This is a genomic window from Trichocoleus sp. DQ-A3 (genome assembly GCF_039961975.1).
GTDB lineage: Bacteria > Cyanobacteriota > Cyanobacteriia > Cyanobacteriales > FACHB-T130 > FACHB-T130.
In genome coordinates this window covers 543,611-568,839 of record NZ_JAMPKC010000002.1, presented here as the reverse complement: position 1 = coordinate 568,839, position 25,229 = coordinate 543,611, and the positions used below count along the sequence as shown (strand labels likewise).

Below are 25,229 nucleotides of genomic sequence, written 5' to 3'. Positions count from 1 at the left end.
GAATTGGCAGCTATACAAGAGATTCATCAAGTATTCGCACCGCCAAGACACAATTAAAAATTAAATTTTTGGGTTTTTAATTTTTAATTTTTAATTTTTAATTTCTTCATTGCCCATTGCCTGACCCGCTAAGTAAGCAGTCGTCCAGGCACTCTGAAAGTTAAAGCCACCCGTGACGCCGTCAATATCGAGGATTTCTCCGGCAAAGTAAAGTCCCGGACAGATGCGGCTTTCCATTGTCTTAAAGTTCACTTCCTTTAAGTTGACGCCGCCACAGGTAACGAATTCTTCCTTAAAGACACCCTTCCCCTGAATTTGGTACTTACCCTCGGAAAGTTCTTGAATTAGCTGATTGAGAACTTTATTAGATAATTCCGCCCAACGCTGTTCCCCACTAATCCCCACAGCAGCAATTAAACTCTGCCAGAGGCGTCGAGGTAAGGGCAGCGGACAACTGGTAGAAATGGCGCGTTGGGGTAATTGGGACTTGACCGCCAAAAGCATTTCCCGCAGCTTTTCCGGGTTGTACTGGGGTAGCCAATTAATTTGCAACGTTGTTCGATAATTGCAATCGTGCAGCATTCTAGCCGCCCAAGCAGACAGTTTCAAGGCAGCAGGGCCACTCAAACCCCAGTGGGTAATCAGTAATGGCCCGATTTGTTCTAACTGAGTTTTACCGACACCTAAACGCAGCCGCGCACTTTCCACGCTGACTCCGGCTAAATCTTGCAACCGGGGGTCGGAAATCGTAAAGGTGAATAGAGAGGGAACGGGTGGTTCAATCGTGTGTCCTAAAGTTTTTGCCCAGCGGTAGCCTTGGGGATTGCTGCCGGTAGCGAGGAGAATGCGATCGCACTTGAGGATCTCTCCTGACTTCAACTGGATCTCAAAGCCGGTGTCGAGTGGTTGATTCAATGAAGTCACTTGCCGGAAAATCTTATCAACAGGTGTTCCCCTGCGAATCTGCACTCCAGATGCCCTTGCTGCCTCAAACAGACAATCCACAATAGTTTCGGAACTATCTGTAATTGGAAACATCCGTCCATCCGGTTCAGTTTTCAATTGGACGCCGCGATCGCTAAACCAAACGACTGTATCTTTAGCTTGGAAACGACTAAAAGCCCCCCGAAGTGCTTTCCCACCTCTGGGGTAATATTGCACTAAACCAGCCGGGTCAAAGCAAGCATGAGTAACATTGCATCGCCCGCCGCCAGAAATCCGAACTTTAGATAAGGGTTGTCGTCCTGCTTCTAACAAAATTACTTGCGCCTGGGGATAAGTTTCGGCACAGGTAATTGCACCAAAAAACCCCGCTGCCCCACCGCCAATCACTACTACTTTTAAAGGTTGCACAATCAAGCTATTGCCGATTTCACGGAATATTTTCCGTACAGATGCGATATCATCTCCCTACCCGTCGTATGGTTCAAAATCCGCTTTTGTGGCTCCACACGTAGGACATACCCAGTCTTCCGGGATATCTTCAAATGCCGTACCCGGTTGGATACCGCTATCTGGGTCGCCTTGTTGTTGATCGTAGATGTAGTTGCAAACTGTACATATATACTTCTTCATTATCGCTCCTCAACATTTGCCTATACATAATACTAAAAGCCGACGTAATCGAAATTACATCGGCTTTTGCAGAACCCATTGTTCATCTTCAAGAAACTTAAGTTTTGAGCCAAGGACTATCGCTGAATCGCACTTGCCTTAAGCCGAATCAAAAGTTTTGAAACCCACGCCAGCAGGTTAATTCTCTTGTAGACGCACTTTCAACCGCCCAGTTGCTAGAGCTTTGCTTTAGCCTTCGACCAAAAGCCGTGTTCATCTTGTTCAAATTGTTCAGAAACAACATCCCAGGCATGATGTTCGGCTTTGGATTCATCGCCAGAGTCTTCTAGCGCTTTGTTGTAATTGGCGATAAATGTCCTTTGAGCATCCTCTGAGAGGTGAGAACGAACTTCCGGGGACAAATCGCTAGGACTTTCCAGTTTCCCAGCGCGTTTGCGGGGTAATGTGGTTTCGCTGGTATGCACTTCTTCGCCACCAGCACTTTCTAGCAGCAGCTGAATTTCACCGGATTGATTGGCAGAGACTTCTACAACTACCAGAAAATCTCCAGCTTCGACGCGAGTTTGATAAATGGCAGCTTTGTCTTCTGGCATTCCCAAAGCGACCAAAGCAGAAACTAAACCAGCGCCCGCTGCACCCGCTAAAGCACCACTTGCTGCACCCAGCAACGCCGCACCAATGGGTCCTGCCGCGACGACTGAACCCACAAAAGGAATGAACAGCACTCCCACACCAGTCAGCAAGCCAAGGGCTGAACCAAACAAGGAACCAAAGATGCCGCCGCTTCTTAGCCCGCCTAAAATCACATCTTTTTTGGTGATGAATCCAGCGATGCGAGTTTCGGAATGAAAGTTTTTGCCGATTACTGAAATATCGTCGCGGGAAATCCCCCGATCGAGCAAGCGGTGAATCACTTTCTCAATTTGTTCGCGCTCTTTGAAAACGGCTGAGATACTGCGTTCTACTGTGGAAACACTTGGCTGTGTAGTTGGGTTTGTCGCGGTCATTCACTTCTCCTGAAATTTGTTTTTTAATTTTTGTTAATTTCTCTTGGAGAATAGCGAACATGACAATTCCAGCGAATCGCCCCGAAGGTTGATATTAAATGTATTTAAAGATACTAAATGACTTAACAAACTTTGAAAAAGAAAGCAATTATCGGCGAGTGCGCTGAACGCCGTAAGTAATCCCACTCGCAATTGAAAGCAAAATTAATATCCAGATAACGCCGCCAGGGATGAACGTGAGAATTCCAAATCCTCGCAACAGATACACCGCAATTGTCAGCCCTACAACACTGGCAAAAATAGAAGAAATCAGGGTTTCAGGGTTAGGAGTTTGGCTCACAGACTCGACCAAATAAATGGTTAAAACAGAATATTGCCATCGGCTACGTCCGCCCAAGCTGCAAATGCCGCCGAGGCAGCAACCAAGGTAAAGAGAACTAACGCCCAGATGACGTAGTCAGGAAGCTGCTTCAGAACGCCCGATCCTTTCAGCACCACGATAATCGCTGTAATCACTAAAGCAATGCCAGCGATACAACAAAATTGCGGTGCCTGGGTTGGGAGAGCAACTCACGTTCCTTGGCTCCTGACATGCTTGAGGAATTATGGTCATCATTGTTACATACTGAGTTGCTGAAACAGCGATGTAGGATCAAATTAGGAGATTAGCCAACATACCTTGCCTTCCACGTCCGAGACAACCTGTGTTAGCTTGACATCGAATTACTATTGATTGAGGAGTAGCTGAGTCAGTATGAGTATACTTTTTCCGTCGGACTCGATGGATGCCGCCTCAGACTTGTCGCTGAGAAAGAGATACTCAACGGCGCTTTTGCAAGGTGAGATTTTGATAGAAACGCAATTGCGTTCTACGTGGGGGGGTGCTGTTACTGCCCAAATGTATTTGCCAATCGAGCGATCGCGCGTTTGGCAACAAGTGACAGACTATCCCCGTTGGGTGCAATATTTCCCAGATGTTACTCACTCTGAGGTACTGCACTCCAACGTCTCCTCGCCTGTTGGCTTACCGGAAGGGACGAGTTCCAAGAGTGTTTACCAAGTTGCCACGAAAACTTTCCTGTTTCTCAGTCTTCAGGTTGAGGCTTATCTGAGTGTGTCTGAGATCGTGCAGCAGCAAATTCATTTTCGCTTGGAAAAAGGTACTTTTACCGATTTCTGTGCTGACTTAAGTTTGCAAGATTACGAGAATGGCACTTTGCTCACCTATACAGTAAAAGCAACGCCCAATATCCCAGTGCCGTCAATTTTCATCGAACAGGCAATGCAGCTAGAACTGCCTGTGAATATGCGAACTATGCGCCAGGTGATGTGCGGCAGTTAAAAGAGGCGATCGCGTTTAGTTCTAAATGCACCTAAATTATCGGGGATAACGATACCAGGCAGAATTCTTCATCGGATATTTGTCTGGTATAAATTAGCACTATTTAAGTCAGCCCCAAGCAAGTTGGCATTTTTCAGCTTGGCACCTGTCAAGTTTGCAAATCTCAAAGTCGCTTTTTGCAGGTCAGCACCTTCTAAGTTGGCATCCGTTAAGCGCGTAAATCTTAGGATGGCATTTTGTAAGTTAGCGTTTCTGAGCTGGGCGCGATCTAAGTCCGCTACGTATAAGTTAGCACCAGCCAGATTGGCTCCGGTTAGGTTGGCTTTCCTTAAGTTAGCCCGTTGCAGGTTCGCTTCTCTCAAGTCGGCACCGCTTAAATCAGCACCGGAAAGGTCGCACCCTACGCATTCTTTCGTTTCCAGCAATCGTTTGACGTGCCCCATATTTGCCGCTTGTACGGGCGTCGCCAGCGATAGCGGCACCGATAAAGCGGCGGCAACCAGTATTGTGAGTTTCATGACGTTTTTCGCCTCCTAAGCTTATTATCCAGCGAGGCGTTATCTCTGAGGAGAAAGAAAACCGCCACATTTGTCTATCCAATTGGGTTGGTTAAATCATTTAAAACTGTTTCTTATATGACGTTTGCAATAAACCTTGAAAATTTAACAAATTTTTAATACTAAGAATACAAACAAAAGTTTCGGTTATCAAAAGCTAAAAGATTTATAAATTCGTTACGCTTCTTGACGATTTGGTGTAATTTTAAATAAGGAAAAATATCTTAAAATCTATACAAAGGTGGATTGCTTGCAGTCCAGATGAAGGGAAAAAAGGAACCCTTTAAAAATGCGGTTAGGAATTGGTAAATCCTCTTGATTAAAGGAAGTTTATAAACCCATCCTCAGACGCGAGGCGATCTAGTTGCGGCAAGTTTTAATTAACTTACTTCGCAATGCAGTCAAGTTTACAGAAATTGGCGTTATAACTTTCAAAGTGGGCTACCAAACGGAGAGAACCCAGTTTCAGGTGGCAGATACAGGAATTGGTATTACACCGGATGCAAAAGGAACCGGATTAAAATTGGCAATTCGCTGTCAATTAGTTCAACTGATGAGTGGCGCATTCAAAGTCAAGAGTACCCTCCACCTGCCAAGGAAATCGCAGACTTGCTCGATCTAGGCAAGGAAAGACGATTTTAGAGGCGTCGTAGAGCGATCGCTTACCTTGAGGGGTTGGATCGGCAGTTGATCCCGTATACTACCCATTTTGTCAATTCGGTAAGGTTTTAAAGAGAAACAAGTCTTATAGTTTATTACAGAATTTAAGAGGTATGAATGAGTGTTGATACGGTTGAAAAAGGAGTTATCTTAATCGTTGATGACACTCCTACCAATTTGGGAATGCTGTTCGATTTCCTGGCTCATTCCGGCTTCCAAGTTTTAGTGGCTGAAGATGGCGAAAGTGCAATTGAAAGTGCCGAGTATGCTTCACCCGACCTAATTTTGTTAGATGTACTCATGCCCGGAATAGATGGGTTTGAAACTTGCCGCCGCCTAAAAGCGAATCAAGTAACTCAAGATATTCCCGTAATTTTTATGACCGCGCTGAGTGAGACAGTGGATAAGGTCAAAGGGTTGAATCTTGGGGCGGTAGATTACATTACTAAACCGCTCCAGCATGAAGAAGTTTTAGCCCGTGTCAGCATCCACCTACGCCTGCGTTGCTTGACCAAAAAACTGATAGACCAAAATATACGTTTAGAACAGGAGATATGCGAACGCAAACAAGCAGAAGCAGAACGAGAGCAAGCATTTATAGCGCTCCAGGAAAGCGAAGCTCGATTTAGATGCTTGGTTGAATCGAATATCATTGGGATTATTTTCGCAGATTTTCGGGGCAATATTACCGAAGCGAATGATGCCTTTCTACAGATGGTGGGATATGAGCGGGAGGAACTGCCAACGGGAGGTTTGCGTTGGGATGAAATTACTCCGCCCGAATATCGCCATTTAGACGAAGACGCGATCGCACAATTCCTCAGTTCTGGCAATTGTACTCCCTACGAGAAAGAATTTATTTCCAAAGATGGTCGTCGCGTTCCAGTGATGATTGGTGCAGCGCTGATGGAACCATCTCAACCAAACGTTGTCGGTTTTGTCCTTGACATCACCGAGCGCAAACAGGCAGATCGGAAAATCCAAGAACAAGCGGCTTTGCTTGATATTACAACCGATGCAATTCTCGTCCGAGACCTGAACAACCAAATCCTATTTTGGAACAAAGGGGCTGAACGTTTGTACGGATGGAAGACAGAAGAAGTTTTTGGTAAGAATGCTAATCAACTTTTATACAAGGAAATTTCACCACAACTCCAAAAAAATCAGAATATTCTTGCCCAAGAAAACGAGTGGCAGGGTGAATTGCATCAAGTCACAAAAGACGGGAAAAATATTATCGTTGCAAGTCGCTGGACTCTCGTTCGGGATGAAGAAGAACAACCCAAATTTATCTTAACTGTTAATACCGATATTACAGAGAGGAAACAACTCGAAGCCCAGTTTCTTCGGGCACAGCGCATGGAGAGTATCGGCACTCTGGCAAGCGGGATTGCTCACGATCTCAACAATGCCCTAGCGCCTGTATTAATGTCTGTTCAAATCTTGGAACACAAACTCCAGGATGAGCAGAGCCAGCGAATACTAAAAACACTAGAAACCAATACTAAACGAAGTGCCGATCTCGTTAAACAAGTGCTGTCATTTGTGCGAGGAGTCGAAGGGAAGCGAACCACTCTGCAAGTAGGGCACATTATTAAAGAAATTGAGCAGATTGTTAAACAGACGTTTTCTAGAGCGATTGAAATCCGCACCGATATCCCCATGCTTGATCTTTGGACTATTTCTGGGGATGCAACTCAGCTGCACCAAGTATTGATGAATCTCTGCGTAAATGCTAGGGATGCAATGCCAAATGGGGGAACTTTAGAGCTTGGTGCCAGGAATCTATGGGTTGATGAACACTATGTCCGGATGAATCTTGACGCTAAGGTTGGCCCTTACGTTGTCATTACTGTATCCGATACAGGGATGGGAATCTCAAGGGAAATAATAGATAGAATCTTTGAGCCATTTTTCACAACAAAAGAGATTGGACAAGGCACTGGCTTAGGTCTTTCAACGGTGATGGGTATCATTAAAAGTCACGGTGGATTTGTGCAGGTACTTAGCGAAGTGGGGCAAGGAACGCAGTTTTATATTTACTTACCAGTAGCGCAGGCAACGATAACAGATGACATGAAAAATGTGCATCATGAATTGCCTAGAGGACAAGGAGAATTAATTCTCGTTGTTGATGATGAATATTCCATTCGCGAGCTTACGAAAATTTCTCTAGAAACCTATAATTACAAAGTTTTAACCGCTAATGATGGAGTGGAGGCATTGGTGCTATATGCAGAACACAAGCAAGATATTAACGCTGTATTAGTCGATATGATGATGCCAGCTATGGATGGGATAACGACTATTCGGGCTTTACAAAAAATCAATCCTCAGGTCAAAATTATTGCCGTTAGTGGACTTACATCTAATTACCAGATAACTGAAATCACTGGCAATAACGTTAAAACCTTTTTACCAAAGCCCTACACGTCAGAGGAGTTGTTGAAAAACCTACAGGTGGTTCTTACTGCAAATTAGAAAATTTTGTTTTTCTATGATTGGTAGCGTTTCAAATACCCGACTTTTCTAAAAAGTCGGGTATCTCGCCTTCACGAATCATTCAGGAATGCTATAGTTGCAGCTCAATTTTATCCAACGACCAAAGAATGTACTAGGAGCCGCGCTTTGCAACAGTTCTCGCCCAGTTAATCGCACCGCCAAATCTTGATAGTCTTGTCCTCGCTGCCACTGACTAAAGTCTGCCCATCCGGGCTAAAAGCAACTGAATAAACCAAATTTGAATGCCCTCTGAGGGTGTGAATCAGCTTACCACTGTCAATCGACCAATTCTGAATGGTGTTGTCTCCACTACCACTGGCAAGAGTCTGCCCATCCGGACTAAAAGCGACGGAACAAACTGAATTTGAATATCCAGTGAGACTGTGAATCAGCTTACCAGTCTCCAAGTGCCAAATCTTGATAGTCTTATCTCCACTACCACTGGCAAGAGTCTGCCCATCCGGACTAAAAGCAACCGAATAAACCCGGTTTAAATGCCCCGTGAGAGTCTCGATCAGCTTGCCACTGCCCGCCTGCCACAGCTTGATAGTGTAATCCTGACTGCTACTGGCAAGAGTTTGCCCATCCGGACTAAAGGCAACGGAAAAAATATAGTCTAAGTGCCCCGTAAAATCGCGAATCAGCTTGCCACTTCCCACCTGCCACAGCTTCATGATTTTGTCCCCACTACCACTGGCAAGAATCTGCCCATCCGGACTAAAAACAACAGAATGAACCCACCTTGAATGCCCCGTGAAAGTGCGAATCAGCTTACCACTGTCCACCTGCCACAGTTTAATATTGCTGTCTCCACTACCACTAGCTAGAGTCTGCCCATCTGGACTGATAGCTATAGAACGAACCCAACTTGAATGCCCCGTGAGAGTGTGAATCAGCTTGCCACTGTCCAACTGCCACAGCTTAATGGTTTTGTCATTGCTGCCACTGGCAAGAGTCTGCCCATTCGGACTGATAGCTATAGAACGAACCCAGCTTGAATGCCCTATGAGGGTGTAGACACATCTCCAATTCTGAGATTTTGGCGGTGGTGGGGTAGATGCAGCATTCAAGTCTTTCAACACATCAGCGGCTGATTGATAGCGTTCTTTCACATAATCTTTCAGTAACTTATCCAAAACTTGACCCAGTTGGCTGCTGACATTTTTCCCCTTTTCCTTCAGATGCTCTTTCCATAGCCAGCAGCCCTCTAATGGATCGTAAAGTTCATCAAGCTTGGTTGCTGTCAGCAGATGAATGCAGGTAACGCCTAAACTGTATAAGTCGCTGGCTGGATAAGCTTTACCGCCGCGAAATTGCTCGATGGGTGCGTAGCCTTCTGTGCCAGCTTTCGTGCCTGTTTTAGTTAAACCAGTACCGACTGTTAATTGTTTGGAAATGCCAAAATCAATTAGGACAAACTTGCCATCTCTTTTACGTTTAATAATATTCGTCGGCTTGATATCCCGGTGAATCACCTGATGTTCGTGGACAAATTGCAGCACTGGCAACAAATCATTTAATAAATCTCGAATTTGGTCTTCTGTGAATGCTTCCTGCCGTTCTAAGTTTTGACCTAATTCCTGCCCTTCTATATATTGCTGCACCAGATACAGGCGTTTATCTTGCTCGAAATAGGCAAATAAACTGGGAATTTGTGGATGTTGTTCTCCCAGTTGCAGTAACTGTCTCGCTTCTTGCTCAAATAGCTGGGTTGCCTTCTGCATTGCCGCTGAATTGCCTTGAATTTCTGGCACTGGCAAAAATTGCTTAATTACACAAGCAGCTTTTAGCCTGTCTGCATCTTCAGCCAAGAAAGTTCTACCAAATCCACCCTCACCCAGGGGCGCGATCGCGCGGTATCGATCCTTGAGCAGTAACTTCGTTCCGCAACTTGTACAAAAGTTTGTGCCAACAGGGTTTTGAGGCTTGTTGCAACCTGAATTCAGGCAATAGCTCATAGACAGAAAATCGGCAGATTGCGTCTATGATAAAGCTTTTTGTGGAGCGGATATCTCTCTTGTATATAATTACTCATAATTTTAGAAAATACAAACATTCCCTCAATTGTCTATATTATGGAATCTGTACCTTTTCTCCTCGTAAATGACCAATCAATTTCCCTTAAAGAAACTCTAAAATATCTGCAATTTTCTGGTAAACTCAGTTCTTTTATTGGAGAAATCCTTCGTCAGTACGTTGTGGATAAAGAATTAAAAAACCTCAAGCTAGATATTAGCTTAGCGGCAATTGAGCAAGCAGTGATTGATTTTCGGTTGCAGCGAAATTTAGCAGATCCCAAGAGTTTCCAAGAATGGCTTGTTCGCAGTGGAATCGACTACGAAACATTCCACAATCAGGTAAAATCTGGTTTTCAGCTCACCAAGCTCAAAACTCAGATTGCAGAGCCGAAACTGCAAGAATATTTCATTGAACGCAAGCTATTCCTGGATCGGGTTGTACTCTCTCGTCTTGTGGTAGCCCAACAAGAATTAGCTGAAGAATTATATAGCCAAATTGAAGAGGGAGCCAGCTTTGAACAATTAGCTCAAGAGTATTCTCTCACAGATGATCGGATTGTAAATGGCATGATGGGGCCAGTCAGCCGAGGAACGCTTCCAGACCAAATCCGAGCCGCGATTGATACCGCGAGTCCAGGACGGTTATTAGAGCCATTAAAACTGGAAAATCGTTGGGCTTTATTTCGTGTTGAGCAATTCCTTCCAGCCTCGTTAGAAGATAGTCAGCTAAAGGAAGCACTACAAAATGAACTTTTTGAGCAATGGCTAGCACAGAAAATTCAAAACTTAACGGTGAAACTGCAAATCAGTTGAGTAGTGTTGAACTCGCTAAAATTTTGCCTGGGAATGTTCCACCTCTGAGCTTGCTGACATCCGAACAGCAAGCGAAATTCCAGATGCAAGCCGAAATTCGTTACTACAGCTTGGGGGAAAAAATTTGGTCTACAGATCGTCTGGGCAACCAGTTTTTAATTGTGTCTGGAAAGGTGCGTTTGCGGGAAGAAGGAGTAGCGAAACCGCTGGCAACTTTAGAGGCGGGAGATTGGTTCGGCGACTTGCAGCAATTCCTGGGATTTAAAGCGATCGCCTCTAGCAAAGAAGTTGTGGTAGTGCGCTGGGATACGACGTTATGGAATGAAGCTTCATCACCAGAACTTGATAGCTTTTGGCAGCAATCTAGCGGTGTGAAATCTAGCGGCGAAGAGGCAACGATAGAAACCGAAACGAGGATACCTGTAAGTAATTATCCGTTTATTTCTAGCCTTAACTCAGCGGCTGCTTGCTTAACAATGGTGGCGCAATACTTACAAAATCCAGCTTCTTTAGAGTGGATACAACGTCAGTTGCGGGGACAACGCCCGAAACAGCTTGTAGAAGCCAGTGAGAAAATAGGGCTACATCTGCGACGCTTGGTAGTATCTGGGCGCGAATTGCAGCAGCTATCTTTTCCGGCTTTGTTGCATTGGAACCAGGAACATTGGGTGGTGGTATACGAGGTAAAAGGCGATCGCGTCATCATCGCTAACCCCCTCAACCCTAGTCAAACTTGCGAAAGTATTCCTTTGTCCTCACTTGAAGCTGCTTGGGATGGGCAACTGTGGCAAGTTGAACTGATTCAGCGACAAGACAAATTTAACCTTACTTGGTTTTTACCGGCAGTTTGGCGTTACCGGGGTTTACTGGGGGAAGTCCTGGTTGCGTCTTTCACGTTGCAGCTGTTGGGTTTAGCGACGCCAATCATCACTCAGGTGATTATTGACAAGGTGATGGTGCAGGAAAGTCTACCGACTTTGGATGTGATGGCGATCGCGCTTTTGAGCGTTGCTATCTTTGAGGCGATTCTAGGCATCTTGCGGCTATTCATCTTTACCCACACTGCACGACGCTTAGACCTTAGTTTATCTGCTCAATTGTTTCGCCACTTGATGCGGCTACCACTAGCTTATTTTGAGTCTCGCCGCGTTGGAGATACGGTAGCGCGAGTACAAGAACTGGAAAATATTCGCCAATTTCTCACCGGAACGGCGTTAACTGTCATCTTAGATAGCATCTTTGCCGTTGTCTACCTGGCGCTGATGTTTTACTACAATGTCAAGCTTACCTTCGTTGCCTTGGCAGTGATTCCGCTATTTGCAATGTTGACATTGGTGGCGACGCCGATTCTCCGGAACTGGTTGAATGAAACCTTTAACCGCAGTGCGGATAGCCAATCGTTTCTTGTAGAGACGGTGACGGGAATCCATGCAGTGAAGGCTCATGCAGCCGAAGGAACCGCACGCGATCGCTGGGAAGGTTTATTTGCCCGCTTCATCCGCACCGGCTTTAAAGCTTCTACCACCTCTAATATCAGTAACAATATTGGTGACTTTCTCACTAATTTTTCCAACTTACTGATTCTCTGGTTTGGAGCCGCGCTAGTCATCAACCATACGCTCACAATTGGTCAGCTAGTCGCTTTTCAAATGCTGGCTGGAAGAATGACCGGGCCAATTTTACGCTTAGTGCAATTGTGGCAGAATCTCCAGCAAGTTTTACTTTCTGTAGACCGAATTGGAGATATTCTCAACGTAGCCCCCGAAGCCGAACCCGGATCGGGTCTAGTTCTTCCCACTCTGAAAGGTAAAGTTACCTTCGATCGGGTTTTCTTCCGCTATCAATCCAATCAAGAACCAATCTTGCGAGGAATTACCTTCACTGTTGAACCGGGAATGTTTGTCGGCATTGTCGGGCGAAGTGGCTCTGGTAAAAGTACCCTTTCCAAGCTTTTACAACGACTTTACCCAATTGAATCAGGGCGGATTCTCATTGATGGGTTTGATATTAAAAGTGCTGATTTAGCATCTTTGCGCCAACAGATCAGTGTAGTTCTCCAAGAAGATTTTCTTTTTAACGGTTCCATCTTGGAGAATATTACTTTAGGCAATTCAGATATTAGTACCGAACAAGTCGTAGAAGCCACGAGGTTAGCTGTCGCCGAAGATTTTATCAGCGAACTAAGCCACGGTTACGAGAATAATGTTGGAGAACGAGGCACTGCTTTATCTGGCGGTCAGCGTCAGCGAATTGCCTTAGCTCGTTTATTCTTATCTCAAGCTCCTATTTTAATTCTCGACGAAGCGACTAGCGCCTTAGATAGCGAAACAGAGCAGCAAGTTTTACAAAATTTACAAGCGATTTCCCAAAACCGTACAGTTTTTATGATTGCCCACAGATTTGAGCCGCTCAAGCGGGCAGATTTGATTTTGGTGCTGGAGAAAGGGGTACTAATGGAACAAGGAACTCATCTAGAATTGATGCAGAAAAAAGGGTTGTATTGGTCGCTTTATCAACGTCAGCAGCCATCCGTTTAAAGATTGCTGGAAATTATTCTATTTTCAAGCAATCCCCGCAGTAGGCAGAGTAAACAAGTACCATGCTAAGGCAAACAAAATTGCAGCGATCGCGCCGATTAATGTATTGAGAAAATTCACTAATTCGTTGGTAAGCCAATCGTAGCGAGATTGCAGCGTAGCACCGATGACACTTTCCAAATTGGTCGCAATAAACGCTGCTACTATGCACCAAACCACCCCGATGAGATCGATCGCACCAACGCCCCAGCCAACACAAGCGATCGCAACCGATGCCACCACTCCAGCCATTGTCCCTTCTAAAGAGACTGCCCCTTCTGTTCCCCTAGCTACAGGTTGTAAAGTCGTAATCAAAAACGTCCGTTTACCATAAGCTTTCCCGACTTCGCTGGCGGTGGTATCCGAAAGTTTAGTGCTAAAACTGGCTACGTAGCCCAGCAGTAAGAAAGGCACCCATTGGGGCTGCCCTAAATAACTCACCAGTAGCGTTCCTAAGGCGCATAGAGTGCCCGTGAGCGCGGAACCCCAGACATTCTCCGGTCCCCGCGCCCCAGAGCGTTTCTCGGCAATTCCCTCGGCTTCTTTTTGAGCCATGCCGATGCGCGTGACGGCAGAACCTACGAGAAAATAGAACATGACGACTAAATATCCCCGCCAGCCGAGGGTACCCCAGATAATGACGCCCAACGCCCAAGCGTGGAGGAATCCGGCGGGGGTGAGTAACTTTTTAGGGGCGAAATAGGCGATCGCTAACAAAACTGTATTCAATCCCACTGCAACTAACCAGGGATTGACAGAATTAATGGTAGAGAGCATCTTAAAAATCTTGAATTCATAACACTCTTTCACAATACTCTTGCTCGTGAGAGAGGTGCAAAAAGGAACCGCAAGTGAAGGATGTATCTATTAGCGATATCACCCTTGATCTTCGCTTGCAAGTAAAGCGCCGCAAAAGCACAGCACTCAGAATATTACCGATGAACCCAACAATCTTTCATCTTGCTTTTCCCATCTCCGATGTTGCCCAAGCCAAAGCCTACTACGCTGATGGACTCGGCTGCCAAGTTGGGCGAGAAACCCGCGATGCCTTGATTCTGAATCTCTACGGTCATCAGCTTGTGGGGCACGTTAGCAAAGAACCGATTATCCCGCAACGGGGGATTTATCCCAGGCACTTTGGGCTAATTTTTACATCAATGGCTGATTGGGAAAGCTTGCTAGAACGGGCACAACAGCAACAGTTGCACTTTTATCAGCAGCCGAAACATCGCTTTCCCGGTCAACTCACCGAACATCGCACCTTCTTCCTCGAAGATCCTTTTTATAACCTGATGGAGTTCAAATATTACTCTCATGCCGAGGCAATTTTCGGGGTTCGGGAGTATGCCGAGATTGGCGATTCCCATTAGGAGACGCTACGCGATCGCGCTTCAGTGGTTCTAAAAGTGCCTTCTCCACAGCCTTAACCCCCTTAGCATCTGTAATCATCCACGGGTGCAGCAATACTGGCACCTGTAGATTTTGACCGACGGGCATTTCCGAACTATTCGGTGGCAGAATGATTAAATCAAAAGGCGTCCAGATCGAGGTGAAATTCACCTGTTCCAGCATCGCCACATCCCGATTCAAATCTTGTAGAAAAGCGCTATCAGGGCGCATCTGAACGCAGCCAATCCCATTGTGAAAGTAGCCCGCCCACGTTCCGTGGTTGGGTGCTGATATGGTAATAAAACGCTGCACCCGGTTAATGCCCCCTAGTCGCTGCACGTAGTAGCGGCTAACGATGCCTCCCATACTGAAGCCGACCAAATCAAATGGTTGGTCGGGTGCAAAGGTCTTGGCAACGTAATCAGCAACCTGCTGTGCTAGAGAGTCCAGACCCATCGCACCATTATTGGGGGTGAGGCTGAGATCGTATACAGACCAGCCTTGCTGTGCCAGGTAAGGAGCCATTTTATGGAATACAGCAGCCGTGTCGTTGATGCCGTGAATTAGCAATACAGGATTGCGCTTAGGGGCACTGTTCATTTTGCCAGGAATTAATCTCATATAATCCCAGCTTAGACACGAGCGATCGCGGCTGGGGTTGGTTTAGGACAGCCTGTCGAGTGGCTGTGGCTTAAAATCTGAGATTAATGTAAATTCTTGCAACAAAAGAGCGTTTTCCAGAGCTAACTGGCTGGGTAACTGTACTTACTAAAACAAAATTTGTAAATTTTTGTAAAGAACTATCTGGGAATCTTGCGTTTGTCCGCCGTAAAACTTCATAATCCGATCTGGATCGCAAATTGCAACGGTAGAAACGCTTTGTCCATATTGTAAAGCGGCTGCTTTCTGAGCTGAGCAGTTAAGCTTATCCTTGGCGATACCAGTCTTGCATCAAAAATAGAATAGCTTGCTCCAATGTTTCGGGAATTAGTCAACATCGTCATTTAAATCTCAGGAGTAATACTAAATGTTTGGTTTTATCAAAAAATTGTTGGGCGGCATTACCGCTTTCATTGGTGGAATTTTTGGCTCTAAGAAATCTGAAGGAAACGAGGCTGCTGCTCTTCCTCGTAAGAAGTCTGGTGGATACTACATGGAGCTAGAAGAGTCCAAAGACGCAAAACCAGCGGCACAAGAGAGCCAGAAGAAGCCAGAACCAGTCAAAGCCCAAACATCAGAATCGAAGAAGCCGGAACCCGCGAAGGCATCTGCATCCGCTTCTAAATCTGCGTCTAATGGACAAAAAGATTCATCGAAGCCTCAAGCAACCCCAGAACTTGTAGGGGCTGCATCCAAGAATTCATCAAACTCTAAAGAAGTCTCAGAACCGAAAGAAATTGCTCAAAGACCTCCAGTAGAGCTAATTCAGACGGCTGAAGGTGTTGAGGCAGTAGTTGCTGAGAAACCAGCAGCACCGATTAACGGCAAAGGTCAAAGCCAATCCGATACCACGTTTGCTCCGAAATACTTGAATCCAATTTCTAGCTCTAATACTCGTCGGCGTCCCGGTCCCAGCATGAGCAACTTCATGGACATGGCGCGTCAGGTGAAAAAATAATTAAAAATTAAAAATTAGCAGGCTTGTTGTCTAATTTTTGATTTGCTTTTTAATTCTTTGACCCTCTGAGGAAAACCAGCCCACTGTACAGTTGGAAAGCTGGGTCCCAGAGGGTTTCTTCGCGCCGAAATAAGTCGATGTGAGACTTGAGACTTTTTAGCATTTCTGTGCGATCTAGTGCAGTTTGAGCAAAATCTGTAAAATCTGCCCAAATCGGCGTCTGAACTAAATGTCCTTCTAGAAAATGAAGTAAATTGTTCCAGTGACTACGGTTGGTAGCCTGATTGGCTTGAGTCGGCTGTGGATTGAAGGAAATCCCCTGCCCAAACTGGTAGTTGCTATCGCAAAGGCGAAGAATACTGTGTCTGGAAGGAAGATGCAGGTCGATTAATTGGGCATAGTCTTGGGTTTGAGTTTTCCATTGCAGTTGGCGACGGGCATCTTGGTCGATGACTTCGCCAAAAATGGGTAAGAGTCCTTGGACTTGTTGTCTGACTTCTGACCAGTTGAAGGTCAGGGAACCTGTCTGACCGTGTTCGTTCTCGCAAACGACGCTAGGTGGGGAAGCCGAAAGGAAATGGCTGACGCGAAAAACGTTAAGTTTCCGAACATCTGCAAGGTTTGCCCAGAAGTTGGGAATTTCAGCTTGCTGCATCTGTTGACTGTAGAATCGCAGTTCTCCTACCGGACCAGTTCGGTACAACCGCCAGCCGCGACTGGGGAGTTGTAGCCGTGCGGTGTAAGGGTCTATCTGCACGATTTGAGCTAACTGTTGAGCGGCGACCTGTTTCTTTTCGGCGCTGACGGCTTCCAGAACTAAGACGCCTGCTTCTGTGTCTTCTGGGGCGGCGGTGGCTTGAGCGATCGCGTCTCGTCTTTTTTGTTGGGCGATCGTTTCTATACGTCCCAATCCTTGACGAGCTTGAGTCATAATCTTGGGATTGGTGGTTTCCCGTAGCAGTTGCCGATAGGCATTTTCTGCCGCCTCCAACTTGCCTGTTTCTTCGTACAGCCGTCCCACATAAAACTGTACTAAGGGATTTTGCGGCATCTGTTTTACCAGATGGTTGAGTAACCAGGCAACGGTTTTATAGTCTTTGCGCTCGAAAGCTTCCGCAAGTTGTTCAAGCATTACAGTAATTAAAAAATTAACAATTAAAAATTAGCAATTGAAGCATCCTTCATTTCTAATTGTGCATTGAGCAGTCCCTTAAATCTCTCTAATTTCGGATTCCCATGCCGCAGCTACCAGAGATAAGGCGACCATTGGGGCGGTAATAGATCGCAGGATACGACGCCCTAGAGAAACGGGTTGGAAGTCAGAAGCGATCGCTTGTTCAACTTCTGCTGGTGTCCAGCCTCCCTCTGGCCCGATGGCGATGACAATCGTTCCTTGCCCTGGATTCTTCAGTTCATCTGCTGTACCTGAAAAACCTGACTCCCCAGCCCCCTCCCCTTGTAGGAGAGGGGCTGGGGGAGAAGCCTCTTGCGGCAATAGATGAATCAAGCAATCGAGTAAATGGGGAGAATCTCCACGAGCAACGCAGATATAATTCTTGTTTTTTATCGAAGAACAATGACTCTTGAGCGAAGACAAAGCAGCAGAAAAGGAAACGGCTTCTAAAATTGTGGGGATGATTTGACGTTCTGATTGCTCGGCGGCTTCTTGGGCAATTCGCCGCCAACGTTCGAGTTTTTGGGGGCTGGGATTGAGCAGGGTGCGATCGCTCACGACGGGCGCGATCGCTACCACCCCTAGCTCGGTACTGTAGCGCACCACTTCATCAAAGCCGTTTTTTGGCAACGCAACCATTAGGGTTATCGAGCAGGGCAACTCAGTTTGGACGGAAATCGGCTCTAGAAGCTGCCCCTGATTCGCCTCCAGCTTCGCCAGCCACCAGTGCCCTTGTCCATCCATTGCGATAAAGCGATCGCCCTCCCGCAACCGCAACACCCGACTGAGGTAATGCTGTTGTTCGGCAGTCAGGATAATTTGCTGGTTTTGAAATTGAGAGGGAGCGATCGCTAATCGTTGCAGCTGAGCCAATCTTTATCTCCCACTAACAGCAGACCTTTCTAATTTTATCGGACGGAACCTTCGTGGGTTTTAATTTCCACTTGGTGAAGGTCTACTGCTTTGGTGCCATCTACTTTGGCAGCAACCGCTTCGACATGGCTCAAAATTGATTGATCGGGTACAGAACCCGTGAGGATAATCGTGCCACCGTCTTGAGCGATTTCAAGAGTGTCAATATTTTTGAGGTTCGGCTCTTGATCAAATGCAGCAGCAACGCGCTTAGCTAATCCGTTAGCATCGTATTCCCCCTCAAAGCCCATGTATTCTGGCAATGTTGGAGGTTTATGCATCCCAGCCTTCTCACGCAACTCCCAATCATACTCACCCGTAAGTCCTGGACTCATTTGTTCTTCGACAGCCTGAGCGTCATGTTTGCTGTCTCCTTCTGAGCTGGTCTTCTGTTGTCCAAATTGCCTTTCTAACCAAGTCATAATTATTGTTTGCCTTCTAAGGATGTTTTATATTTTCTATTACACATCTATCCCAGTTCTGATTACATCCCTCATCAGAAATCAGTCTTCAGATATAGGACAAATTACTGTTTTTTTAGCTAAACAATAAACCTAGCTTAGGTGCATTTGTCAACTAAAATTCTTTTAATTTAATAATATATATAGCCATCCTAAATGGTTTCTAAAGGCGAGATACCTGACTTCTCTAAGAAGTCAGGTATCTGAACTGCTGGCATCTTACAGCTCAAATCAGATTGCTACTATATCACTAATTTAACATCCAGTAAAAAAATTATACATACAAAATTTATTTTTATTTAGAAAGTCTTAAAAAAATTAAATTTCAGCAATCATTCAAGCAAAAAAATGACCAAATATTAGCTTTACAAGCTTTAAGAATTTAGAAATTTTTTAAAAGTCATATCGGCAACTACGAGGAGTTATTTATTCGGTCAAGAAGCTACTGTTGCAAATCCTAAGAAATTGCCGCCCGAATCGGAAAGCCTGTACAGAGGGATGATGCCATAACCAACTTCTCAGACGTGGTATTTCAGGGGGCGAAGTATAGTAAATTCACCCTGTAGGTAGGGTCAGACATCATGCTTGTAGATACGAATTCTAAAAAAATATTGATCGAGTGTGGGCAAAAAACAAGCCAAACCAGCACACTGGAGGGACTCCGCAAGTAATCCCGATAACATTGATGAAAGATTAAAATATTTACAATACATAGCATCTCAATTACATTACCAAGCCAGTAGAGGTGGATTGGTTCCTAAGAATTTTCAAAGTAACCCTGGAAGTTTTAGCTCATAAAGATGGTAACGCTGCCGAAAGAGAGGGGAAATGCTGGAAGAAGACCCTCCAGTAAAAGAATTGGAGTGCAACCCATGCAGACTGAACCGATCGCCGTATTGCTTGTGGAGGATAACCCTGGCGATGCCCGTCTCGTGCGGGAACTGCTGCGGGAAGTCAATGCTCCCCAGATAACGCTGATCCACGTTCAAACGCTCACAGAAGCCCTGGATTGCCTCGTCAGTTCAGAAGGGTTGAACGTTCAGAAGTTGAAGATTGAAAGGTTTAACCAACCAGCGAACCAGCAACCTTTTGAGCTGAAAGGCGATCGCCTCCCACTATCGATCGGGGTGATTTTGTTAGATTTATCGCTGCCAGATGCTCAGGGTTTAGAAACCGTCAGACGAGTCTGCAATGCTGTACCAGAAGTGCCGATTGTGGTGATGTCGGGGCTAGCCGATGAAGCGATCGCACTTTCTGCTGTACAAGAAGGAGCGCAAGACTATCTCGTCAAAGGTCATGCCGACAGCCATCTGCTGCTCCGCACCGTGCGATATGCCATTGAGCGTCAGCGGATGCAGATACGACTCCAACAAACCCAGCGAGCCTTGCAGCAACAACTGGAGCGAGAAGCCTTAGTAAACCGCATCACGACTGCCTTAAATTCTAATCTCGATCCAAAATCAGTCGTTGATGAAATTGTCCGACAGACGGCAGTCCCGATGAGCTGCGATTTCTGCATGGTAGTCCGAGACTTGTCGGAATCAAACCGAGTTTACATTGAAGCGGAGTATTGGCCCCATTTATCAGATGCCGTAAAGCCGATTTCTCAATCGCCCCTACAAGGGACAACCCTGTCCGTAGAAGGCTGGGAAACGGTGCGAAGTGAGTTGCTCGAAAACCGTCCGGTAGCGATCATAAACACTACTGACTTTTGGTTGACCCCAGCCTACCAAGCGCTTTGTCCTAAGGCTAGACCAAGTGCGATGCTTCTATCTCCCATCTTCGTGAGAGAGCAATTCTACGGCTATCTGGTTGTCGGCTCGATCAAGCCGCGTCCGCCGTTCTTAGAATGGGAAATCCAACTGCTGCAACAGTTAGCTGGACAGACAGCGATCGCACTCTACAATGCCCACGAGCTTGAACAGCTAGAAAGCCTCGTTCAGGAGCGCACTCAGCAACTCGCTCAGGAAAAAACACTGCTGGAAGCCATTCTTGATTCCATTCAAGAGGGAATTACTGTCACTCAACCCGATGGTCAAATCGTGCTGTTAAACCGGGCGGCATTGCAGATATATGGTCTGGTCGGGAATGGTGTCACACCTACCTCCGCACCAGGCTCTGTGCCTCACGTCAAGAATTTCTTAACTAAATTAAAAGTCCGTCACCCCGATGGTTCCCGCCCTCGTCGGTCGGAGCTACCCCTTACAAGGGCACTTCAAGGGGAAGTTTTTACCGATCAGGAGCTGGTGGTACACGGTCTCAATGGAGAGCGCAAGTGGGTAAGTATCAATGGGGCGGCAATCCGCGATGACAGGGGGAAAGTCCTGCTGGCGGTCAATACGACGCGAGACATTACCGAGCGCAAACAAGCAGAAAAGGCGCTGCGGGAATCGGAAACCAAATTCCGGACGCTCTACGAATCAACCAGCGCGGCGGTGATGCTGTTGGATGAACAAGGATTTTTCGACTGCAACAGTGCAACCCTACAGTTATTTGGCTGTAATGGCTTGGAGGAGTTTTGCGGGAAACATCTCAGCGAATTCTCGCCGCCGACTCAGCCCGATGGTCAAAATTCTCTGAGTCTAGCTTGCGATCGCATTACCACTGCCCTAACAGAAGGCAACTGTCGCTTTGATTGGATTTATCGGAAGTCGGATGGTAAAGATTTTCCGGCAGAGGTGACGCTAACGGCAATCGAGCTGGACAACCGAAAAGTGCTACAAGCGGTCGTGTATGACATTAGCGATCGCATGAACAAGGAAATCGAACTGCGGGAAGCGAAGGAAGCGGCAGAAGCGGGAAGTCGCGCAAAAAGTGAATTCCTTGCCACCATGAGCCACGAACTCCGAACGCCCCTCAATGCGATCTTGGGACTCTCTCACATTATGCGGCAAGAGATTTTTGGCACGCTCAATGAGAAACAGAAAGAATATGTTACCTGCATTAACAATAGTGGCGAACATCTCCTATCGCTGATTAACGATATTCTTGACCTTTCTAAAGTCGAAGCAGGCAAAGAACAACTCTGCCCGATGCCAATCATCGTGCCGCATTTGTGCGAATACATCGTTACGATTATGAGGGAACAAGCCTACGAACGAGGGCTACAACTCACCAGTGAAATTGACCCAGAAATTGATGTTTGTGTCGCCGATGAACGACGTCTAAAGCAGATGTTATTGAATCTGCTATCGAATGCAATTAAGTTCACACCATCGGGTCAAGTTTCCCTAATTGTGCAAAAGCAGCCTGGATGCATTGCGTTTACCGTAGCGGATACGGGCATTGGTATTGCCCCTGAGAAGCTGTCATTGTTATTTGAGCCATTTCGCCAATTGGACAGCGGACTGAACCGGCAGTTTGCTGGCACTGGTTTGGGGTTGTCACTGACTCGCAGTTTAGCCCGACTTCATGGTGGAGATGTGACGGTTTCCTCAACCCTAGGAAAAGGCAGTGAGTTTACTCTATATCTGCCCGATATGAGCAATGAATCAGTCTCCATCTATCAGTTCCCAAGCGAGGGGGGCGATTCTTCTTCATTGTCTTCTGGACTTAACAATGGCGAGTTAAAAGCCGCCGCCAACCCTTTTTCTCTCCCTGGCAAAAGACGAATTCTAATTGTGGAAGACGATGAAAATAGTGGGTTGCTGTTGCAAGACTATCTCCAAGTCGTAGGTCATACCGTTGAACATTTGCTTGATGGGACGGATTTCCTCCAGCGAGTGCGAAACTTCCAGCCCGATCTGATTTTGTTGGATGTAAATTTACCCGGTGGATACAGCGGGTTAGATTTACTAAAAGACTTAAAACAGCAGCCGGAACTGGAAAGACTGCCAGTGGTAATGGTAACGGTAAATACAATGGCAGAAGATCGAGACCGTTTTCTAGAGGCTGGTGCTAATGATTATCTCAGCAAGCCGATAGGCATTCCTCAGTTGGAGTTAATTTTGATGAAACATCTCTGAAGAAGGCAAAAAGTAAAAGGCAAAAGAAAGAATTTTGTTTCTAATTCGGAATTTTTAATTCTTTCAGAATTTGCCAAGCTTTGACGAGATTGCCTTGCAGAAGCGTTGCTACGCCATTCAGGGCTTGAAGTTCGGATAAATTCGGGTTGATGGCAAGAGCCGGTTTCAAAGCTTTCTGGGCGGCGGCGGGATGCCAATCGTACAGATGGACAAAGGCGAGATAGGCATAAGCGTAGGGATTTTGGGAGTCGATCGCAACGACTCGTTCTAAGGCAGCGATCGCACCTTTGACTTGTCGCTTTAGTGCCTTTGACAAAGCCAGCGTGTATGCCCAATCCCGGTTTTGCGGTTCCCGTTGCAGTCGGTATTCCAATGCCGTCAAGGTTTGATTCAGATAGTCTTGAATCGGGTCGTACTGGTTGATGCGCCCAGTTTCTTCAAATATCGACTCTAGAGCTTCTGTCCCTTGGGGTAAGGTAGCCGCTAGAGTCCGCAACTGAGTCAGTAAATCCAATTCAGGTGCGGGTGTGGCGGCGGCAAGGGGTTCAATCTTCAGTGTCACGGGGGGCACCTGTATCGGGTAAGTTTCACCCGTTTGCCGGTTCAGGTAAGTCGCTTCTAGGCTGTAAATTCCAGCCGATATATTTGCTGGCGGCAGCATCGCCATCTGTTCGGTGACTCGAAAGCCATTCGCAGAAAGCTTAGAGGGAAGAACTTTTGGATACAATTCTCCCATCCCAATCCCGTGATCGTGCAGCCATTCAGATTTGGGATTTCCAACTTTGGAATTGTTAAGTGTGGAATTTTCAACAATGCGATCGCTCATTCGCCAAGTCAGCAGCACTAACCCAGATTGCAACTGTTCCCAGGAACCAGACCATTCGTAGGTAATCGGTACGGGAATCCCTGGTGGGGCTTGATTCGGTACACTCACCCGTTCTAGGTTGACTTGAGTGCGGGGTTCTGTGAGGGGTTGTACTTGGATGGGTGGCGTTTTGCGATGATAGAGTTTCAAAACGCTGTCATCGGGTAAATCCCAACTCTTTTGCAATTGGAAATCCGAACCTTGTTCTACAGTTTGGACGATGATTGCTTGCGCGTCTGGAATCGATCCTTGCTTACCACTTTTCGTGAGGAACCAGGAAAGCGATCGCGCATCTTGAGGGACAAACTTCTTTCGGTTTCCTACCTGACGCCCATACACCTGAAAATTTTCTAACGCACCGTAATAATTGAAATTGTGCTGGTTAATTTTTGCGGTTGAGGGTAATACTCCTAGTGTGGAACGCAGATAAGGTTCGGTTTGAATAATTTGGGCGATCGCTTGTTGATGAGGCCATTTTTCTCCCAGATAAACGGGATGCTGGGCATAGGGACTGAGGACTTGCGTGAAATTGGCAAACATCCATCCCACGGGGAACAGGTTCAGAAACATTAGCAGCACCGCCAAACCAACGGTTCCCCAACGGATATGATGTTTCCAGCGTCCTGTCTGGCGCGTCAAGCCATAAGCCAAAAATAGCGCTACCACCGGCAAGTAAGGCAAGACATAGCGAGAATCTTTATTAATATTCAGCGAACCCAGTAAATAAGCTCCCAGCCAAAATACCGCAAGCCAAGCAATTGAATCAAAATTTAGAAATGAAAAATTAAAAGTTGAAGAATTCTCTTGTTGAGTTTTTATTTTTTTAATTGAATAAATCAGCAATCCCACAATTGGAATGAGTAACAAAGGCCAAGACAGATGGTAAGGAAGAATTTTCCAATAGTAAGTCCAAGCGTCTAGAGTATTGAGGGCGGGATCTCCCTCCGCGATCGCTGAATCCACGGTTGCCCGTTTTCCCGCTGTCAGCATCAGCAGCCAATTGGTGCGATACCAAGGACCAAAGACCAAAACCGAAAGCAGCAACCCAGAAACCAGTTGCGCGAGGCGTCCCCATGCCCGGTGCCGAAGAATCGTCCCAAATCCCACCCACAAAATCGGCGTCAACAGAAAGAACAGCGCTGTCTGCTTTACCATCAGCGCCAGCCCCAAAGAAAGCCCAAACGCCGCCGCCCAAACCCATTCTCTTGTTCTTTGCGTCCTCTGTTCCTCTGCGGTTCGACAATTTCGCCAAACCGTCAAGCAAAAGAAACTCAACGTCACAACCGCTGTCAGCGGATAATCCAGCAGAAAATCCAGGCGATATTGATAAATCCCCGGTAACAATTGGCACAGCCCAGCCGCCCATAAACCGACTTCAATGCTAAATAGCTGGACGCCCAAACCATAAACCGAACCCAAAAGCATCGCACTGAATAGCAACAGAACCAGCGTGGCTTGATCCGCCCCCGTCCCAAAGAGATGCTGGACGATAGCAGCCGCAATGTAGGTAAAAGGCGGCACTTTGGAGGTCAACAGCCAAAAACTCGTCCACCACTCGCCTGAAAACCACTGGGGTTGTTGCAAAGCCCTCCAGTAGTTCAACGATCCCGTCAAGTAATCTGCCTGATCCCAAGCTGGCACCGAGTGGTCAAGCGTAAACCAAATGCGATCGCTAACTGCCCCCACCAGCCAAATGATTCCTAGAATTAGCAGACTTCTATTCTTAAACTTAGTGCTTTTATCTTTATCGGTCACAGAATCCAGATAGGTTCTTTTAACTTCTTTCTCATTTTGT

General features: G+C 46.3%; 21 protein-coding genes. 8 read left to right on the top strand and 13 right to left on the bottom strand.

From position 1 onward, the window contains the following. Window positions 1–90 precede the first annotated feature (90 nt). From NDI44_RS05775 to NDI44_RS05755, 5 genes are all read right to left on the bottom strand, one after another. Window positions 91–1,359, bottom strand: coding sequence for an NAD(P)/FAD-dependent oxidoreductase (locus tag NDI44_RS05775; protein ID WP_190412753.1), 1,269 nt, complete (start codon window positions 1,357–1,359; stop codon window positions 91–93). A 51-nt stretch (window positions 1,360–1,410) separates the two neighbouring features. Next, window positions 1,411–1,575 carry a rubredoxin gene (gene rd / locus NDI44_RS05770; RefSeq protein ID WP_190412752.1) on the bottom strand — a complete coding sequence of 55 codons (165 nt, stop codon included), beginning with the start codon at window positions 1,573–1,575 and terminating at the stop codon, window positions 1,411–1,413. A gap of 215 nt (window positions 1,576–1,790) precedes the next feature. Beyond that, window positions 1,791–2,582 carry a ChaB family protein gene (locus tag NDI44_RS05765; protein WP_190412751.1) on the bottom strand — a complete coding sequence of 264 codons (792 nt, stop codon included), beginning with the start codon at window positions 2,580–2,582 and terminating at the stop codon, window positions 1,791–1,793. A gap of 148 nt (window positions 2,583–2,730) precedes the next feature. After that, window positions 2,731–2,922 (bottom strand): hypothetical protein, encoded by a 192-nt coding sequence (locus NDI44_RS05760; RefSeq protein ID WP_190412750.1) that lies wholly within the window; start codon window positions 2,920–2,922, stop codon window positions 2,731–2,733. A gap of 20 nt (window positions 2,923–2,942) precedes the next feature. Then, entirely contained in the window at window positions 2,943–3,098 is a 156-nt protein-coding gene (locus NDI44_RS05755) for a hypothetical protein (RefSeq protein ID WP_190412749.1), read from the bottom strand. A 238-nt stretch (window positions 3,099–3,336) separates the two neighbouring features. On the opposite strand from NDI44_RS05755, the gene NDI44_RS05750 reads away from it, so the two are divergent. Beyond that, the gene (locus tag NDI44_RS05750; RefSeq protein ID WP_190412748.1) at window positions 3,337–3,924 is read left to right on the top strand and encodes an SRPBCC family protein; all 588 of its coding nucleotides are present in this window, start codon (window positions 3,337–3,339) and stop codon (window positions 3,922–3,924) included. 68 nt (window positions 3,925–3,992) lie between these two features. Here the strand turns inward: NDI44_RS05750 and NDI44_RS05745 are convergent, their stop codons facing one another. After that, window positions 3,993–4,442, bottom strand: coding sequence for a pentapeptide repeat-containing protein (locus NDI44_RS05745; RefSeq protein WP_190412747.1), 450 nt, complete (start codon window positions 4,440–4,442; stop codon window positions 3,993–3,995). A gap of 403 nt (window positions 4,443–4,845) precedes the next feature. On the opposite strand from NDI44_RS05745, the gene NDI44_RS05740 reads away from it, so the two are divergent. Next, window positions 4,846–5,103 carry an ATP-binding protein gene (locus NDI44_RS05740; RefSeq protein ID WP_190412746.1) on the top strand — a complete coding sequence of 86 codons (258 nt, stop codon included), beginning with the start codon at window positions 4,846–4,848 and terminating at the stop codon, window positions 5,101–5,103. A gap of 155 nt (window positions 5,104–5,258) precedes the next feature. Next, window positions 5,259–7,622: a response regulator gene (locus NDI44_RS05735; RefSeq protein WP_190412745.1), complete on the top strand. Its 2,364-nt coding sequence runs from the start codon at window positions 5,259–5,261 to the stop codon at window positions 7,620–7,622. Window positions 7,623–7,789: 167 nt separating this feature from the next. On the opposite strand, the gene NDI44_RS05730 is transcribed toward NDI44_RS05735, so the two are convergent. Next, window positions 7,790–9,601: a serine/threonine-protein kinase gene (locus tag NDI44_RS05730; RefSeq protein WP_190412744.1), complete on the bottom strand. Its 1,812-nt coding sequence runs from the start codon at window positions 9,599–9,601 to the stop codon at window positions 7,790–7,792. Between the two features lie 117 nt (window positions 9,602–9,718). Here NDI44_RS05730 and NDI44_RS05725 point away from each other — a divergent pair, with 117 nt between their 5' ends. Both NDI44_RS05725 and NDI44_RS05720 read left to right on the top strand, forming a co-directional pair. Next, window positions 9,719–10,474, top strand: coding sequence for a peptidylprolyl isomerase (locus tag NDI44_RS05725; protein WP_190412743.1), 756 nt, complete (start codon window positions 9,719–9,721; stop codon window positions 10,472–10,474). Further along, window positions 10,423–13,011 (top strand): type I secretion system permease/ATPase, encoded by a 2,589-nt coding sequence (locus NDI44_RS05720; RefSeq protein ID WP_190412742.1) that lies wholly within the window; start codon window positions 10,423–10,425, stop codon window positions 13,009–13,011. The genes NDI44_RS05725 and NDI44_RS05720 overlap by 52 nt, the downstream gene beginning before the upstream one ends. Window positions 13,012–13,035: 24 nt before the next feature. Here NDI44_RS05720 and NDI44_RS05715 read toward each other — a convergent pair whose 3' ends face one another. Continuing rightward, on the bottom strand, window positions 13,036–13,827 hold the full coding sequence (locus tag NDI44_RS05715) for a TIGR00297 family protein (RefSeq protein ID WP_190412741.1): 792 nt from the start codon (window positions 13,825–13,827) through the stop codon (window positions 13,036–13,038). 161 nt (window positions 13,828–13,988) lie between these two features. Here NDI44_RS05715 and NDI44_RS05710 point away from each other — a divergent pair, with 161 nt between their 5' ends. After that, complete coding sequence (locus tag NDI44_RS05710; RefSeq protein WP_190412891.1) at window positions 13,989–14,420, top strand: VOC family protein; 432 nt, start codon at window positions 13,989–13,991, stop codon at window positions 14,418–14,420. On the opposite strand, the gene NDI44_RS05705 is transcribed toward NDI44_RS05710, so the two are convergent. Next, window positions 14,350–15,039: a triacylglycerol lipase gene (locus NDI44_RS05705; protein WP_190412740.1), complete on the bottom strand. Its 690-nt coding sequence runs from the start codon at window positions 15,037–15,039 to the stop codon at window positions 14,350–14,352. The two genes, NDI44_RS05710 and NDI44_RS05705, sit on opposite strands and share 71 nt — an antisense overlap. Window positions 15,040–15,466: 427 nt before the next feature. Here NDI44_RS05705 and NDI44_RS05700 point away from each other — a divergent pair, with 427 nt between their 5' ends. Further along, window positions 15,467–16,057, top strand: a complete 591-nt coding sequence (locus NDI44_RS05700) for a hypothetical protein (protein ID WP_190412739.1) — start codon at window positions 15,467–15,469, stop codon at window positions 16,055–16,057. A gap of 49 nt (window positions 16,058–16,106) precedes the next feature. On the opposite strand, the gene NDI44_RS05695 is transcribed toward NDI44_RS05700, so the two are convergent. From NDI44_RS05695 to NDI44_RS05685, 3 genes are all read right to left on the bottom strand, one after another. Next, window positions 16,107–17,189 (bottom strand): tetratricopeptide repeat protein, encoded by a 1,083-nt coding sequence (locus NDI44_RS05695; protein WP_190412738.1) that lies wholly within the window; start codon window positions 17,187–17,189, stop codon window positions 16,107–16,109. Window positions 17,190–17,267: 78 nt separating this feature from the next. After that, a complete protein-coding gene (locus NDI44_RS05690; RefSeq protein WP_190412737.1) occupies window positions 17,268–18,104 on the bottom strand; it encodes an RsmE family RNA methyltransferase in 837 nt (278 codons plus the stop codon). 35 nt (window positions 18,105–18,139) lie between these two features. Continuing rightward, on the bottom strand, window positions 18,140–18,565 hold the full coding sequence (locus NDI44_RS05685) for a BON domain-containing protein (protein WP_190412736.1): 426 nt from the start codon (window positions 18,563–18,565) through the stop codon (window positions 18,140–18,142). A 911-nt stretch (window positions 18,566–19,476) separates the two neighbouring features. On the opposite strand from NDI44_RS05685, the gene NDI44_RS05680 reads away from it, so the two are divergent. Continuing rightward, entirely contained in the window at window positions 19,477–22,569 is a 3,093-nt protein-coding gene (locus NDI44_RS05680) for a response regulator (RefSeq protein ID WP_190412735.1), read from the top strand. A 40-nt stretch (window positions 22,570–22,609) separates the two neighbouring features. Here NDI44_RS05680 and NDI44_RS05675 read toward each other — a convergent pair whose 3' ends face one another. After that, window positions 22,610–25,189: a glycosyltransferase family 39 protein gene (locus tag NDI44_RS05675; RefSeq protein ID WP_190412734.1), complete on the bottom strand. Its 2,580-nt coding sequence runs from the start codon at window positions 25,187–25,189 to the stop codon at window positions 22,610–22,612. Between the last annotated feature and the right edge of the window lie 40 nt (window positions 25,190–25,229).

Excerpts from the sequence above, each read along its gene's own strand:
- NDI44_RS05700 (WP_190412739.1), top strand. The coding sequence starts at position 15,467 with ATGTTTGGTTTTATCAAAAAATTGTTGGGCGGCATTACCGCTTTCATT.
- NDI44_RS05720 (WP_190412742.1), top strand. The coding sequence starts at position 10,423 with ATGGCTAGCACAGAAAATTCAAAACTTAACGGTGAAACTGCAAATCAG.
- NDI44_RS05735 (WP_190412745.1), top strand. The coding sequence starts at position 5,259 with ATGAGTGTTGATACGGTTGAAAAAGGAGTTATCTTAATCGTTGATGAC.
- NDI44_RS05695 (WP_190412738.1), bottom strand. The coding sequence starts at position 17,189 with ATGCTTGAACAACTTGCGGAAGCTTTCGAGCGCAAAGACTATAAAACC.
- rd (WP_190412752.1), bottom strand. The coding sequence starts at position 1,575 with ATGAAGAAGTATATATGTACAGTTTGCAACTACATCTACGATCAACAA.
- NDI44_RS05710 (WP_190412891.1), top strand. The coding sequence starts at position 13,989 with ATGAACCCAACAATCTTTCATCTTGCTTTTCCCATCTCCGATGTTGCC.
- NDI44_RS05715 (WP_190412741.1), bottom strand. The coding sequence starts at position 13,827 with ATGCTCTCTACCATTAATTCTGTCAATCCCTGGTTAGTTGCAGTGGGA.
- NDI44_RS05730 (WP_190412744.1), bottom strand. The coding sequence starts at position 9,601 with ATGAGCTATTGCCTGAATTCAGGTTGCAACAAGCCTCAAAACCCTGTT.
- NDI44_RS05705 (WP_190412740.1), bottom strand. The coding sequence starts at position 15,039 with ATGAACAGTGCCCCTAAGCGCAATCCTGTATTGCTAATTCACGGCATC.
- NDI44_RS05725 (WP_190412743.1), top strand. The coding sequence starts at position 9,719 with ATGGAATCTGTACCTTTTCTCCTCGTAAATGACCAATCAATTTCCCTT.
- NDI44_RS05765 (WP_190412751.1), bottom strand. The coding sequence starts at position 2,582 with ATGACCGCGACAAACCCAACTACACAGCCAAGTGTTTCCACAGTAGAA.
- NDI44_RS05745 (WP_190412747.1), bottom strand. The coding sequence starts at position 4,442 with ATGAAACTCACAATACTGGTTGCCGCCGCTTTATCGGTGCCGCTATCG.
- NDI44_RS05750 (WP_190412748.1), top strand. The coding sequence starts at position 3,337 with ATGAGTATACTTTTTCCGTCGGACTCGATGGATGCCGCCTCAGACTTG.
- NDI44_RS05680 (WP_190412735.1), top strand. The coding sequence starts at position 19,477 with ATGCAGACTGAACCGATCGCCGTATTGCTTGTGGAGGATAACCCTGGC.
- NDI44_RS05685 (WP_190412736.1), bottom strand. The coding sequence starts at position 18,565 with ATGACTTGGTTAGAAAGGCAATTTGGACAACAGAAGACCAGCTCAGAA.